Origin of the sequence: Mycobacterium sp., assembly GCF_040509115.1 — a bacterium.
Classification (GTDB): domain Bacteria; phylum Actinomycetota; class Actinomycetes; order Mycobacteriales; family Mycobacteriaceae; genus Mycobacterium.
This window is the reverse complement of record NZ_JBEVLO010000171.1, coordinates 1-13,193: the sequence shown is the minus strand read 5'-3', so window position 1 is coordinate 13,193 and position 13,193 is coordinate 1. Positions and strand designations below refer to the sequence as shown.

13 protein-coding genes and 1 pseudogene are annotated in these 13,193 nt (G+C 67.8%); 6 read left to right on the top strand and 8 right to left on the bottom strand.

The annotated features are described in order from the left end of the window. Both ABW137_RS12570 and ABW137_RS12565 read right to left on the bottom strand, forming a co-directional pair. A partial coding sequence (locus ABW137_RS12570) for a glycoside hydrolase family 15 protein (RefSeq protein ID WP_526400333.1) occupies nucleotides 1-1,850 on the bottom strand: 1,850 nt, incomplete at its 3' end. Between the two features lie 33 nt (nucleotides 1,851-1,883). After that, entirely contained in the window at nucleotides 1,884-3,128 is a 1,245-nt protein-coding gene (locus ABW137_RS12565; protein WP_526400337.1) for an FAD-dependent oxidoreductase, read from the bottom strand. 71 nt (nucleotides 3,129-3,199) lie between these two features. Between ABW137_RS12565 and ABW137_RS12560 the strand changes: the two genes are divergently transcribed. The 6 genes from ABW137_RS12560 (at nucleotide 3,200) to ABW137_RS12535 (ending at nucleotide 7,628) form a co-directional block, all read left to right on the top strand. Then, nucleotides 3,200-3,403, top strand: a complete 204-nt coding sequence (locus ABW137_RS12560; protein ID WP_526400331.1) for a hypothetical protein — start codon at nucleotides 3,200-3,202, stop codon at nucleotides 3,401-3,403. A 151-nt stretch (nucleotides 3,404-3,554) separates the two neighbouring features. Beyond that, nucleotides 3,555-3,647, top strand: coding sequence for an Ms4533A family Cys-rich leader peptide (locus tag ABW137_RS12555; RefSeq protein WP_526400329.1), 93 nt, complete (start codon nucleotides 3,555-3,557; stop codon nucleotides 3,645-3,647). A 122-nt stretch (nucleotides 3,648-3,769) separates the two neighbouring features. Continuing rightward, nucleotides 3,770-4,813 carry a sulfate ABC transporter substrate-binding protein gene (locus tag ABW137_RS12550; protein WP_526400327.1) on the top strand — a complete coding sequence of 348 codons (1,044 nt, stop codon included), beginning with the start codon at nucleotides 3,770-3,772 and terminating at the stop codon, nucleotides 4,811-4,813. Further along, on the top strand, nucleotides 4,810-5,688 hold the full coding sequence (gene cysT, locus ABW137_RS12545; RefSeq protein ID WP_526400325.1) for a sulfate ABC transporter permease subunit CysT: 879 nt from the start codon (nucleotides 4,810-4,812) through the stop codon (nucleotides 5,686-5,688). The genes ABW137_RS12550 and cysT overlap by 4 nt, the downstream gene beginning before the upstream one ends. Beyond that, nucleotides 5,685-6,497, top strand: coding sequence for a sulfate ABC transporter permease subunit CysW (cysW, locus tag ABW137_RS12540; protein WP_526400323.1), 813 nt, complete (start codon nucleotides 5,685-5,687; stop codon nucleotides 6,495-6,497). Before cysT ends, cysW begins: the two co-directional genes overlap by 4 nt. A 45-nt stretch (nucleotides 6,498-6,542) precedes the next feature. Further along, nucleotides 6,543-7,628, top strand: a complete 1,086-nt coding sequence (locus ABW137_RS12535; protein WP_526400321.1) for a sulfate/molybdate ABC transporter ATP-binding protein — start codon at nucleotides 6,543-6,545, stop codon at nucleotides 7,626-7,628. A 2-nt stretch (nucleotides 7,629-7,630) separates the two neighbouring features. Here ABW137_RS12535 and ABW137_RS12530 read toward each other — a convergent pair whose 3' ends face one another. The 6 genes and pseudogenes from ABW137_RS12530 to ABW137_RS12505 all read right to left on the bottom strand — a co-directional run. Further along, nucleotides 7,631-8,359 (bottom strand): hypothetical protein, encoded by a 729-nt coding sequence (locus ABW137_RS12530; protein ID WP_526400319.1) that lies wholly within the window; start codon nucleotides 8,357-8,359, stop codon nucleotides 7,631-7,633. Further along, nucleotides 8,356-9,540: a zinc ribbon domain-containing protein gene (locus ABW137_RS12525; RefSeq protein WP_526400317.1), complete on the bottom strand. Its 1,185-nt coding sequence runs from the start codon at nucleotides 9,538-9,540 to the stop codon at nucleotides 8,356-8,358. Before ABW137_RS12525 ends, ABW137_RS12530 begins: the two co-directional genes overlap by 4 nt. Continuing rightward, a complete protein-coding gene (locus ABW137_RS12520; RefSeq protein ID WP_526400335.1) occupies nucleotides 9,537-11,108 on the bottom strand; it encodes a S53 family peptidase in 1,572 nt (523 codons plus the stop codon). The genes ABW137_RS12525 and ABW137_RS12520 overlap by 4 nt, the downstream gene beginning before the upstream one ends. A 90-nt stretch (nucleotides 11,109-11,198) precedes the next feature. After that, entirely contained in the window at nucleotides 11,199-11,939 is a 741-nt protein-coding gene (locus ABW137_RS12515; protein ID WP_526400315.1) for a sirohydrochlorin chelatase, read from the bottom strand. Further along, complete coding sequence (locus ABW137_RS12510; RefSeq protein WP_526400313.1) at nucleotides 11,918-12,622, bottom strand: phosphoadenylyl-sulfate reductase; 705 nt, start codon at nucleotides 12,620-12,622, stop codon at nucleotides 11,918-11,920. The genes ABW137_RS12515 and ABW137_RS12510 overlap by 22 nt, the downstream gene beginning before the upstream one ends. 3 nt (nucleotides 12,623-12,625) lie before the next feature. Then, nucleotides 12,626-13,193: pseudogene (locus ABW137_RS12505) on the bottom strand (nitrite/sulfite reductase); the annotation flags it as partial.

Sequence of the window (13,193 nt, the reverse complement as noted above, 5' to 3'; positions counted from 1 at the left end):
TGCAGCGGACTGGCGAACGACAGCAGCCGCTCGCACAGATGCTTTGCCCGGCTGATCTCACCGATCTCGACCAGCGCCGACACCAGCCAGAACGAGCAGATCGTGAACGATCCCTCCTCTCCTGACAGGCCGTCGTCGGTCTCCTCGGTGCGGTAGCGCAGCACCAGTCCGTCCTCGGTGAGCTCGTCGGCAATGGCGAGCACCGTCGCCCGCACCCGGGGATCGTCGGACGGCAGGAAGCGCACCAGCGGCACCAGCAGCAGCGACGCGTCCAGTGCGTTGTCGCCGTAGCGCTGAGTCAACGCGCCGCGATGGTCGACGCCGTGGGCGAGGATGTCGGCCTTGATCTCCTCGGCGATCACCCGCCACTGCTGGGCGTAGCTCTTCTCGCCCTGCAGATCGGCCAGCTTGGAGCCGCGGTCGAGCGCCACCCAGCACATCACCTTGCTCGACGTGAAGTGCTGCGGCTCGCCACGCACCTCCCAGATGCCGCGGTCGGGTTCGCGCCAGTGCTTGATGGCCTCTTCGACCTGAAGCTTGAGCACCGGCCACAGCATCTCCGGGATCTGCTCGCGGGACTTGGCATGCAGATACACCGAGTCGAGCATGGTGCCCCAGATGTCGTGCTGCATCTGGTTATACGCCCCGTTGCCGATGCGAACCGGTCGCGAATTGTCGTAGCCCGAAAGGTGATGGAGCTCGTCCTCGACGAGCTCGCGCTCACCACCGACGGCATACATCACCTGAAGGGGATGACGCTCGCCGTTGTTGGCGCCGGATACGTCGGCGATGAACGAGAAGAAGTCGTCGGCCTCGCGGTCCAGGCCCAACGTATACAGGCCCCACAGGGCGAAGGTCGAGTCACGCACCCACGCGTAGCGGTAGTCCCAATTGCGTTCGCCCTGCGGTGTTTCCGGCAACGACGTGGTGCTGGCCGCCAATAGCGCACCGGTGGGGGAGTAGGTCAGACCCTTCAGCGTCAACGCGCTGCGCTGGAGGTAGGACCGCCACGGGTGGTCGGGGAAGTCGCCGATGTTGATCCATTGCCGCCACGACTCGCTGGTCTTCCACATCTTGTCGGAGGCTTCTTCGAACGTCTGCGGTGCGGGGTGCCCCGACCAGCTCAACGCGACGAACACGTTGTCACCCTCGGTGAGACGGGTCCTGGCCCTGGCTTCGTGACCCTCCAGCCCGATGCGCAGGTTGGTCGTCAGCCGCAACGTCGGGTGCGCCTCGGGGTTCTTGCTCGCCCTTGCGATCGCCTCGCCGTACGCCGCCGCCGAGTACTCCCACGTCGCGGATTCGCGGTGATAGTCGAAGGACGGCTCGCAGCCCATCACCAGTTCGACGACTCCGCTGACGCATCGCACGGTGCGCAGCAGGATGTGCTCGGCATCCCAGTCCATCGGGGTGCGACGGTGCGTCCGCGAGCGGGTGTCCAGGTCGTGCCACGGCCCCATCACCAGCGCGTCGCGGACGATCAGCCAGCCGGTGTGCGTCTGCCAGGTGGTCTCCATGATCAGGCTGCCGGGCAGATAGCGGCGGGCGGAAGGAACGGTCACGCCGTAGGGGCCGAGCCGGAAGTGCCCGGCGCCGCGGTCCAGGATCGCCCCGAAGACACTGGGCGAGTCCGGGCGCGGCACGCACAACCACTCCACCGATCCGGCCGACGACACCAGGCAGGTGTTCTCGCAGTCCGACAGGAAGCCGTAGTCCGCGATCGGTGGGAACGGGTTGCGCAGCGACCCGCCGGATGCGTACGGCACGGGAGCGGTCACCGTGTACGGCGCCTCGGGCACGTGATCGGCCGTGCTGATGTCGTCGTCGGGCCCGCTGTGCTGGAGAACCATGCGGACATCATCAACCGCATTGGCACCACTCGTCTACTCGTGCGGGCGTCTCGCCCAGTTGGGTGCCCGCTCGGGCAGCGGGCCGATGGCGACGAGATATCCGGCGACGGAGGGCAGGATCGGAAGCCGGCTGATGAGGCGCAGACCCCGCGGCGGCGCCGCCTCACCGGTACCGTCCACCGCCGCGGCGATGACGCGCCCGTGGATCACCCGCTGGATGCCCTGGATCAGGGCCGTCGGAATCCAGCGCCGGACCTGAATTCGAGTCAGGTCCCTGGTGTCGACCTGTCCCGCGCGCAGGGGGGCGGCCAGGACGCGCGCCGCGGCGACGGCGTCGGCGACGGCGAGGTTGATCCCGACGCCGCCGACCGGCGACATCGCGTGGGCGGCATCCCCGATCATCAGGAGGCCGTCGACGAACCACCGCGACAACCGATTGAGCTGCACGTCGAGAAGCTTCACGTCGTCGAATGACGTGAGCTCGCCGACGCGGTCGGCCAGATAGGGCACCAGGGTCACGATGCTGCGGTGCAGGGACTCGATGCCCTGGGCACGCAGGTCGGCATCACTGCCCTTCGGGATGATGAAGGCGCATTGGTAGTAGTCCCCGCGGTCGATGACGATCAAGGCGTGGCCCGCTCCCAGCACGCCTTCGAGGCCGGGCGGGTCGTCGTCGGCCCGCGACAGGCGGAACCACCACACGTCCATCGGCGCACCGAAGCTCTTGAGCTGCAATCCGTTCGAAGCCGTCAGTGCCGCCCGCAGGGTCGAACCCCTGCCATCGCAAGCGACGGTCAGATCCGCGCGCATCTCGGCGTCGACGCCGTCGGGTCCGCGGTACCGCACTCCGGCGACGGCACCGCCGTGCCAGAGCGGTTCGAGCACCTCGGTGCTGCGCATCAACCGGAACGTCGGCTCCTTCTCCGCCGCCGTCGCCAGCAACTCGAGGAAGTCCCACTGCGGAACCAGGGCGATGCGCTGGTGCGGGCCTGGGAGGTGGCGCAGGTCGATGTCCACCCGTACGCCCTGTACCTGCATGCCGACCGTGTCGATGTTCCGGTGCACCAGGCGATCGAATTCGACACCCAAGCCGAGGTCGTCGAGCAGTCGCAGCGTGCTGGCGTGCACGGTGTCGCCACGGAAGTCGCGGAGGAAGTCGGCGTGCTTCTCCATGACCGTGACCTCGACACCGCCACGGGCCAGCAGCAGGCCCAGCATCATGCCCGCCGGGCCTCCCCCCGCGATCAGGCACGTCGTGCGTGCAGGAGTCGCGTCCACCGAGTCACTCGCGGGTAGGTCACTCACGGGTAGATCACTCACGGGTAGATCACTCACGGATAGATCGTAGGGTGGGACCGATGAACGGCTTCCTGAGTTGGTGGGATGGCGTCGAACTGTGGCTGTCCGGTCTTGGCTTCGTCACCCAGACGGTGATCGTGATGCCGGTGGTGCTGGCATTGGCCTACTCGGTTGCCGTCGTACTGGACGGGGCGCTGGGCAACGGCATCCGCCTGCTGAGGCGAGCCCGGCACGTCGACGAGGACCCGTCGTGACGGGGATGCCCCGGTCTCGGGTCACGTTGGTGCTGGTCATCCTGGTCGTCCTGGTGCTGCTGACCTGGGTTCTCACCCGTTGAGGGCGGGGCGGCCAGGTCCCAGGTCGCTCGATCTGGCCCGCTGGGTGCCCTCTGTTACGATTCGCGCCATGCAAGCAGCGTCCGGCATCACCGAGGGCCACGTTTTGGCCCTCATTGCCGTGGGTAGTTGCGCTGTTGCAGACGTGCACTGTTGTCGCTGACCCCATCCCGTTGCGCGGTTTGGGAGAGGTAGCGGCCGGGTTCGCCTGACGTGCTCAACCATCGCTCTTCCGCCGCCGCGGGTACCTCTTCCAGAATTCACCCGTACGGAAAGGCCCACCCCATGCCCACCTCGAAGCGCAGTCTGCTCAAGTCCTGGAGATCGGCCGGGGTGTTGGCCGTCTCGGCGGCGCTGCTGGCCGCGTGCGGTGGCGGCGGCTCCAGTGACGTGGCAGGCGGCGGCGACCAGCCCGCCGCGGACGTCACCTTGAACCTCGTCGCATACGCGGTACCGCAACCGGGCTGGGACAAGATCATTCCGGCGTTCGCGGCTACCCCGGAGGGCAAGGGCGTCGCCGTGACGGCGGGTTACGGAGCTTCGGGCGATCAGTCCCGATCGGTGGAGAAGGGCAGCCCTGCCGACATCGTCAACTTCTCGGTCGAGCCGGACATCACCCGTCTGGTCAAGGCCGACAAGGTCGCCAAGGACTGGAACGCCGACGCCACCAAGGGCATCCCGTTCGGATCGGTCGTGACGCTCGTCGTCCGGAAGGGCAACCCGAAGAACATCAAGGACTGGGACGACCTGCTCCAGCCCGGCCTCGAGGTCGTCACGCCGGATCCGGGCAGCTCCGGTTCGGCCAAGTGGAATGTCTTGGCGCCGTACGCCGTCAAGAGCCAGGGCGGTGCGAATCCGCAAGCCGGCCTCGACTTCGTCACCAAGCTGGTGACCGAGCACGTCAAGGCGCGGCCGGACTCCGGCAAGTCGGCCACGACGACGTTCCTGCAGGGCACCGGCGACGTCTTGATCAGCTACGAGAACGAGGCGATCAACACCGAGCGGTCGGGAAGTCCGGTCGAGCACATCACCCCGCCGCAGACGTTCAAGATCGAGAACCCCGTGGCAGTGGTGTCGTCGTCACAACACCTGGAGCAGGCCACCGCGCTGAAGAACTTCCTGTACACGCCGGAGGGTCAAAAGCTATGGGCAGAGGCAGGTTTCCGCCCCGTCGACCCGGCCGTCGCGGCCGACTTCACCGCGGACTTCCCGACGCCGGAGAAGCTGTGGACGATCGCCGATCTCGGCGGGTGGACCGAGGTGGACCCGGCCCTGTTCGACAAGGAGAACGGGTCGATCACGAAGATCTTCAAGGCGCCCACTAAGTGACAGCTGTCCTCGACCCGAAACCCGAAGCCTCCGGCCCCGGCTCCGAGAAGCCGGGGCGGGCCAGGCGCGGGTCGAGCCGCAACGGCTACGGCAGCACGTCGCTGCGCGTCGGAGTCGCCTCGATTTGGCTGAGCGTCATCGTGCTGCTGCCGCTGGCCGCGATCGTCTGGCAGTCCGCGGGCGGCGGGTGGTCGGCGTTCTACGGTTCGGTGACGTCCCACGGTGCCGTGGAGTCGTTCAAGGTGACGCTGACGATCTCGCTCGGCGTGGCGGTCATCAACCTGTTCTTCGGACTACTCATCGCCTGGGTGTTGACTCGCGACGACTTTCCCGGCAAACGTCTCGTCGACGCCGTCATCGACCTGCCGTTCGCCCTGCCGACCATCGTCGCCAGCCTGGTCATGTTGGCGCTCTACGGCCCGAACAGCCCGGTTGGCATCCACATTCAGCACACCAAGTGGGGCGTCGGCGTGGCGCTGCTGTTCGTGACCCTGCCGTTCGTCGTGCGTTCGGTGCAGCCGGTACTGCTGGAACTCGATCGTGAAACCGAGGAGGCGGCGGCCTCCCTCGGCGCCAACAATTGGATCATCTTCACCAACGTGATCCTGCCTGCGCTGCTTCCGTCGCTGCTGTCCGGTACGGGGCTGGCCTTCTCGAGGGCCATCGGAGAATTCGGCTCCGTGGTGCTGATCGGCGGGGCGATCCCCGGTGAGACCGAGGTGTCCTCGCAGGCGATCAGGAAGGCGATCGAGGTCGACGATCCCACCGGTGCGGCCGCGATCTCGATCGTGCTGCTGATCTTCTCGTTCGTCGTGCTGTTCATCCTGCGCTTCGTGGGTTCCCGGGCGGCCAAGCGCGAGGAGCTGGCGCCGTGAACCTGTCGCCGTTGACCAAGCACCTCCTGCGCTACGTCGCGTTGGCCTACGTGCTGGTGCTGTTGATCGTGCCGGTCTCGTTGATCCTGTGGCGGACCTTTCAGCCAGGTGTCGGCGCGTTCGTCGAATCGATCAGCACGCCTGCCGCGGTGTCGGCGCTGCAGCTGTCGCTGTTGGTCGTCGCGATCACGGTGCCACTGAACGTGCTCTTCGGGGTGCCGACCGCCCTGGTGTTGGCGCGCAACAGGTTTCGTGGCAAGAACCTGCTGCAGTCGGTCATCGACCTGCCGTTCGCCGTGTCTCCCGTGGTGGTCGGTGTCGCCCTGATCCTGCTGTGGGGCTCGGGCGGCGCGCTTGGCTTCCTGGAGAACGACTTCGGCCTCAAGATCATCTACGCCCTGCCCGGCATCGTGCTGGCGAGCATCTTCGTCACCGTGCCGTTCGTCATCCGTGAGGTCGAGCCGGTGCTCCACGAGTTGGGCACCGATCAGGAAGAGGCCGCGGCGACACTGGGATCGCAATGGTGGCAGACGTTTTGGCGCATCACGCTGCCGTCGATCCGGTGGGGTCTCACCTACGGCATCGTGCTGACGATCGCACGCACGCTCGGCGAGTTCGGCGCGGTGATCATGGTGTCCTCCAACCTGCCAGGTACGTCTCAGACGCTGACCCTGCTGGTGTCCAACCGCTACAACGGCAACAACGAGTACGGCGCCTACGCCGTGTCCACCCTGCTGATGGGCGTGGCGGTGCTGGTCCTGATCGTGCAGGTGGTCCTCGACGCTCGCCGGGCGAAGGCCGCCAAGTGATCCCGAACGAGTGGTCCCGAACGTGAAGCTGAGAAGGTGCACCAGATGACTTCCAATGAGCGAGAGCGTCCGGCCAACGCGATCACCGTGTCGGGCGCCAACAAGCGCTACGGCGACTTCGTGGCGCTCGACGACATCGACTTCGTGGTGCCGGAGGGCTCCCTCACCGCGCTTCTGGGGCCGAGTGGTTCCGGCAAGAGCACGCTGCTGCGCGCCATCGCGGGACTCGATCAGCCCGACTCGGGCACGATCACCATCAATGGCGAGGACGTCACCAAGGTGCCACCGCAGCGGCGGGGGATCGGGTTCGTGTTCCAGCACTACGCCGCCTTCAAGCATCTGACCGTGCGGGACAACGTGGCGTTCGGGCTGAAGATCCGCAAGCGGCCCAAGGCGGAGATCAAGGACAAGGTCGACAACCTGCTCGAAGTCGTTGGTCTTGCCGGCTTTCAGGCGCGCTACCCGAATCAACTGTCGGGTGGTCAACGGCAGAGGATGGCGCTGGCCCGTGCGCTCGCCGTCGATCCCGAGGTGCTGCTGCTCGACGAGCCGTTCGGCGCTCTCGACGCCAAGGTCCGAGAAGATCTGCGCGCCTGGCTGCGTCGCCTGCATGACGAGGTGCACGTGACCACCGTGCTCGTCACACACGACCAGGCCGAGGCGCTCGACGTGGCCGACCGTATCGCGGTGCTCAACAAGGGCCGCATCGAACAGGTCGGCTCGCCGACCGAGGTGTACGACACGCCGTCCACCGCATTCGTCATGTCCTTCCTCGGCGCGGTGTCGTCGCTGAACGGCACATTGGTTCGGCCCCACGACATCCGCGTCGGCCGCAACCCCGAGATGGCCATCGCCCAGGCCGACGACAACGTGGCCGCAACCGGTGTCATCCGTGCCGTCATCGACCGGATCGTCATGTTGGGCTTCGAGGTTCGCGTCGAGCTGACCAGTGCAGCCGACCACTCCCCATTCACCGCGCAGATCACTCGCGGTGACGCCGAGGCGCTCGGGCTCAAGGAGGGTGACACGGTGTACGTGCGTGCCACCCGGGTCCCTCCGATCCCCGGCAGCATCGGCGTGCCCGTGGCCGACGGCAGGCGGGCCACGCCCACCTCACTGAGCAAGGCCTGACGTCAGCGGGGCGGATCCCCACGCCAGGTGAAGCTGTTGACGTACTTCGCCATGTCCAGCGCCAGTTGGAAGTTGGCGCCCGACGGGTGGCCGGACCCGAAGTCCGGACTGAACTCTCGGTACGGCCCCGCCGCGGCGGCGACCAGTGCGTAGTCGTTCTTGACGGCGACCATGACCAGCACGCGGTTGCGCCCGTCGTCGCCGATGCCCGCCGCCGGGTAGACGTCGGCGACCTCGCCGTAGCCCACCTGGTAGCCGACCAGCGCATTGGGAACCTCGTAGGAGAACGTCGCATCCGGATAATGTTCGGCGACAAGGGCTTCGGTGATCTGACGCGGTGTCTGGCCGTTCGCGGGCTGACCGAACAGTCGCAGCGTGCCACCATCTCCGGCGACGAGGTCGAGAACCACGCCGTTGTCCTCGAGGGTGGCCTCGTACGCGGTGCCCTCGCCAGGATAGGAGACCGAGAACTCGCCGTCGCTGGACGTGAAGCGCGGATTGATCGAGACGGGCGTGCTGATCGGCGGCCGACCGCAATCGGGTGGGCAGATGATGGTGGCCCTTGGCGGGGTGGCCCACACCGCCACCGCCACGGATGCGGCCATCACGAGCACCGCACCCACGGCCACCAGCGCCACCAAACGCGCAGACGACGTCGAGCGCACGGCGGGTGCCGCGTACGTCGACTCCGGAGCGGAGTAGCCGGGCCATTGCAGTAGCGGCGCGCTCATCGTTCACCACCCACCGGGACCGGTCTGGTGGCGCGCCGCGCGCTGCGGGACGAACGAGATCCGGCGTTGGCGGCGATCCCGCAACTCGGACAGAACGGGAGATCCGGGACGACGTGCTCGCATTGCGGGCAAAGCACCACCGACTCCGGGGACATGGCGTCCGGCGGCATGGCATCGGGTGCCTCCTGCAGCAGCGTGGCGTGCACGACGAGCCGAACCGCGTAGAGCGCAACCACTCCCAGCAGTGCGTAGATGGCCATGACGACGTCGTTCGGCAGCGGAAAGAAATCCAGCAGGGCGAGCACGAGGTACAGCGCAACCCCGAACGCGATCGCGGGGACGGGGGAGGTCAATGCGTACCACGATGGTCTTTGCACGGCGTCGTCCCGTCGGCGGAACCAGAGAGTGGCACCGACCGCGCCACCGACCGCTGCCGCGGTCAGCGGTATCGCCACGCCCTGGATCGCGCCGGCGATCAGCAGATGGATTGCGGGGCGGCCGTCTTCGTCGATCACCCCGTTCGCGAACTCGGACACCAACCGGGTCAGGCTGCCCGCGCCCGCGAAGACGAACCCCGACAGCGATCCGATCGCGAATCCGCTCAACGACTCTCGCGTGCCAGGGCGCCACACGCGCACGATCACGATGGGGGCGTACAGCGCAAGGAGGAACCCCAATGGCACGGCGAGTCCGATGATCACGATCTTGACCGGGCTGGGTGGCAGGCCCAGCGCATCGTCGTCGGTGTTCGCGGCCGAGGAATCGGTTGCCAGTGCCCAGGCGATGCCGAGGCCGATGCCGAGCACCGCGGTGACGGCGATGCTGAGCGCCGGGATGTCGGCGAAGCCATCGCTTTCGTACAGGTAGACGACGAACACCAGCGGCAGACCGAAGACGACGAGTCCGATCAGCGGCGCCTGCCACTTGGTGAGCGCGGCCGTGAACAGGAGTGCCACGACGATGATCAACGCCAACCTGAACGCCGGGCGCGAATGCCGGGGCAACGCGGGAAAGAGGGTGCTCGTCACCGCGGGGCTCAAGACCCGCTCGGTGGGCGCTGCCGCATGCGCCGAGAGACGCAGGTGGTCCGGCCCGTCACCGCGCCGGTGAAAGGACGTCGCGCCGCAGTTCCCGCAGAACTCGCCGGAGGGGACGTCCCGGTGGCACACCCGACAATTCATCGGGGCGCCACTCCCCGCTGGATGTCGAGGAAGTCGCGTACCAGCGCGTCGACGTTGGGACTGCCCAGTCCAGTCACCAGGTCGTAGCCGGGCGCGGACAGGTCGACGGCGTTGCCGCCGAGGCCGACGTCACGGAATCCGGCCGTGTTGGCGCCTGCGGCCACGCGGTACAGCAGCGGATTGAGGTCGCCCAACCTGCGTCCGCCGTTGGCGAGGAGGTACTGGTTCATCAGTGCGGTGAACCCCGCCCAGACCGGTGCGGCCTGCGACGTTCCCGCACCGACCAGGTCCTGGCCGTCGAACCTGATCTTCACGCCCGTGAACGGGTCGGCCAGCGCGGACACGTCGGGGACCAGTCTGCGCATCCCGGTGTCGCGTTCGACTGTCAGCCGCTGCTGCCAGGCGGGGCGGGGAAACAGCTTCGACACCCCGCCGCTGGTGCCCTGGGACAGGGGTGAGTCGACCCACGCCTGTTCGGCCACCCACTGACCGTCCCTGTCGGTCGAGAGCGTGGTGCCGCCAACCGACGTGATGCCAGGCAGCGACGAGATGGCGTCTAGGCCGACGTCGTCAGGGCCTGGCGGGGCCGACCAATTGGGCCCGCCCTTGCATTCCAACCCTCCGGTGTCCCCGCTGGCGTCGAAGACCGACGTGCCGTTGCGGTGCGCGCGTTCCAGGGCGGACTGGACCGGCCGCAGATCGGTCGCGGTGATCAACGCGTCGCAGCCCCATCCGATGGACAGACTCCACACCGCGCCGGGGAATTGCCGATTGGTCGCGTCGAACATCTCCGCGATCCGTTCGTAGGTGCGGCCGCCCTCGAGTGTCGGACGGGCGTTGACCACGACCATCTGCGCGTCCGGCGCGACCGCGTGGGCGACTTCGAGGTCCATCACCGTCTCCACGCGCGACTCGCTGGGCTGCCCGCCGACGAGGATCGGCTTCAGCGGCGGCAGTCCCGACATCGAGGCGAAGTCGTCGAGATCGGTCTGGTCGTAACCGCTGAAGGCGAAGAACACGATGGTCTGACCCTTGCCGGTAAAGCCCCGGGCGGCAAGCGAACTCGCGTTGTACGCGGTGAGCAACCGGCTCGGCGTCAGGCCCCTTCCCGGCACGTCGAGCGGCAGGAAGTCGGGGCGCGCCTCCCGATGCGGGGTGAATCCGAGGATGCGACCCAGGTCGGTGACGGTCCCGCGGATCGCCTTCGGCACCGCAGGCTGTTGCGCAGAGGCGTAGAACACCTGGCCCTGCAGGCCGCGATAATCGTGAACCGCGACGTCGAAGGCCTCGGCGACGTTGGGGGGCTCACCCTCGACGACGGCCCAGGTCTCACCCTGGTGCCAGCGCACCGTGAGGTCCCGGCCCGCCGCCCACCGCAGCAGCGGCTCGGGCCGTGTCGCGTCCCGCAGCGCCACGGTCACCCCGGCCCGCCCGAAACGCGACGGGCCGAGGTCGGTCGAGCTACCCAACAGCAGCGCGTACGGCCCGTCGATGGTCGCCGCACCGTCGAGGGGCCGACCGGACCGCTGAGCCGAGGTGAGGACGAGCGCACCCGCGGCCATCGCCATCGTCAAACAGCAACCGACGAGGCGCACCAAGAGCCGGCGTCGAGCGTTCACGTCAATATCTTGGCACAGACCCAGCAAACGTGGTGAGAATCAGGCGGCGATCGGAGGGGCCTGCGCCTCGTCGAACCGGTCCAGCAGGGCGGCGGCGACCAGATTGTGCGAACCGAGTGGTTCGCTCATCGAAATACCAAGGCTGGCAGCATTTTTCGCGACCCGATCGGTGATCCGACCGGGAGCGAGGAACCACGGGGCGACGACGAGCCTGCGGGCGCCCCGGCTCCTGAGCCGGTCCGCGGCCTCCGCGACGGTCGGAGACGGCCCCGTGGCGAAGGCGATCTCCACGCCTGCCCACCGCGACCTGGCCGCGAGGGCCTCGGCGACCCTCGCGGTACGCGCGTTCGCGGACGCGTTCGAGGACCCCACTGCGGTGACGACGACGCCCAGGTCGCGCTGGTCGGCCGAGGCGCCCGCATCGGCGAGGCGCTGACCGAGAAGCGTGACGAGGGCCGGGTCCTCGCCGAGGACGTCGGCCTGCCTGACCTCGGCGCCAGATGCGTCGATCACCGCGGGCAGGTCGACCCGCGCATGAAACGCGCTGGCCAGCAGCATCGGCACCACGACCGCGGCACCGTCGCGTGCCGCCACCTGGGCCAACACGTCGCCGACGAACGGCTGCGACTGCTCGAGGAAAGCGGCATGGACGTCGAGGGTGGGGCGCAACCGGCGGATTCGTCCCGCCAGCGCCTGCGCGACGGCCGCCGACCGGGGATCGGCGCTGCCGTGCGCGGCCAGGATCAGCGTCTCGGTCCTCACGACGCGTGCAGACCGCATTCCGTCTTGGATTGGCCCGCCCAGCGACCGCTGCGGGGGTCGGCGCCCTCCGCGGGCTTCGCGGTGCACGGCGCGCAACCGATCGACGGGTAACCCTCGAACACAAGCGGGTTGACCAGGATGTCGTTGGCGTCGATGTAGGCCTGCATGTCCTCGTCGGTCCACGCCGCGATCGGATTGATCTTCACCAGCCCGAAGGCCTTGTCGAAGCTGACCAGCGGCGCATTGGCCCGTGTCGGAGCCTCGACGCGACGGATCCCCGTGACCCACGCGGAGTACCCCTTGAGCGCCTTGCCAAGCGGCTCGACCTTGCGCATCCGGCAGCAGGCGGCCGCGTCGCGCGCAAACAGGTCCTTGCCCAGCAACTCGTCCTGCTCGGCGACGCTCTTCTCGGGGGTGACGTTGACGACGTTGACCCCATACACGGCTTCGACGGCGTCGCGGGTGCCGATGGTCTCCGCGAAGTGGTAGCCGGTGTCCAGGAACAACACGTCCACCCCCGGCCGCACCTTGGCCGCCATGGCGACCAGCACCGCGTCCTGCATGTTCGACGCGACCACGTACTCGCTGCCGAAGGTGTCCTCGGTCCAGCGCAGCAGCTCCTCGGCAGAGGCGTCGGCCAGTTCGGTGGCACCGCGCTCCGCGAGGTCCATCAAGTGGTTCTCGGTCATCAGGTCTGTCATGGGTTACCTCAAGTCCGCTTCGTCGGCCCGCACGGCCCACACTGCGAAACGCTCGCCGTCGTCGCGTTGTTTCACGAAGTTGCGAACGACCCGCTCGATGTAGTCGCCGAGCTCGGTGGAGAGCACCTTGTGCTGGCGCAGCTTGCGGCCGAAGGCGCTGTCCAGCCCCAGGCTGCCGCCCAGGTGAACCTGGAAGCCCTCGATCTGACCGCCGTTGCCGTCGTCGACCATCTGGCCCTTGAACCCGATGTCGGCGATCTGGATGCGCGCGCACGAGTTGGGGCACCCGTTGAGGTTGATCGTCACCGGCACGTCCAGCTGTGCGTTGATGTCGTCGAGCCGCTTCTCCAGCTCGGGCACCAGGCTCTGGCTGCGCTTGCGCGTTTCGGCGAAGGACAGTTTGCAGAACTCGATGCCGGTGCAGGCCATCAGGTTCTTGCGCCAGTGCGACGGCCGGGACGGCAGGCCGAGCGCATCGAGGCCCACGGTCAGCTCGCTGAGCTTGTCGTCCGGAACGTCGAGCACGATCAGCTTCTGATACGGGGTGAAGCGGATGCGGTCCGAACCGACC

What these genes read in the sequence shown, in the direction of transcription:
- ABW137_RS12555 (WP_526400329.1), top strand. Translation starts at nt 3,555, where the DNA reads ATGCAAGCAGCGTCCGGCATCACCGAGGGCCACGTTTTGGCCCTCATT.
- ABW137_RS12550 (WP_526400327.1), top strand. Translation starts at nt 3,770, where the DNA reads ATGCCCACCTCGAAGCGCAGTCTGCTCAAGTCCTGGAGATCGGCCGGG.
- ABW137_RS12535 (WP_526400321.1), top strand. Translation starts at nt 6,543, where the DNA reads ATGACTTCCAATGAGCGAGAGCGTCCGGCCAACGCGATCACCGTGTCG.
- ABW137_RS12530 (WP_526400319.1), bottom strand. Translation starts at nt 8,359, where the DNA reads ATGAGCGCGCCGCTACTGCAATGGCCCGGCTACTCCGCTCCGGAGTCG.
- ABW137_RS12525 (WP_526400317.1), bottom strand. Translation starts at nt 9,540, where the DNA reads ATGAATTGTCGGGTGTGCCACCGGGACGTCCCCTCCGGCGAGTTCTGC.
- ABW137_RS12520 (WP_526400335.1), bottom strand. Translation starts at nt 11,108, where the DNA reads ATGGCGATGGCCGCGGGTGCGCTCGTCCTCACCTCGGCTCAGCGGTCC.
- ABW137_RS12515 (WP_526400315.1), bottom strand. Translation starts at nt 11,939, where the DNA reads ATGCGGTCTGCACGCGTCGTGAGGACCGAGACGCTGATCCTGGCCGCG.
- ABW137_RS12510 (WP_526400313.1), bottom strand. Translation starts at nt 12,622, where the DNA reads ATGACAGACCTGATGACCGAGAACCACTTGATGGACCTCGCGGAGCGC.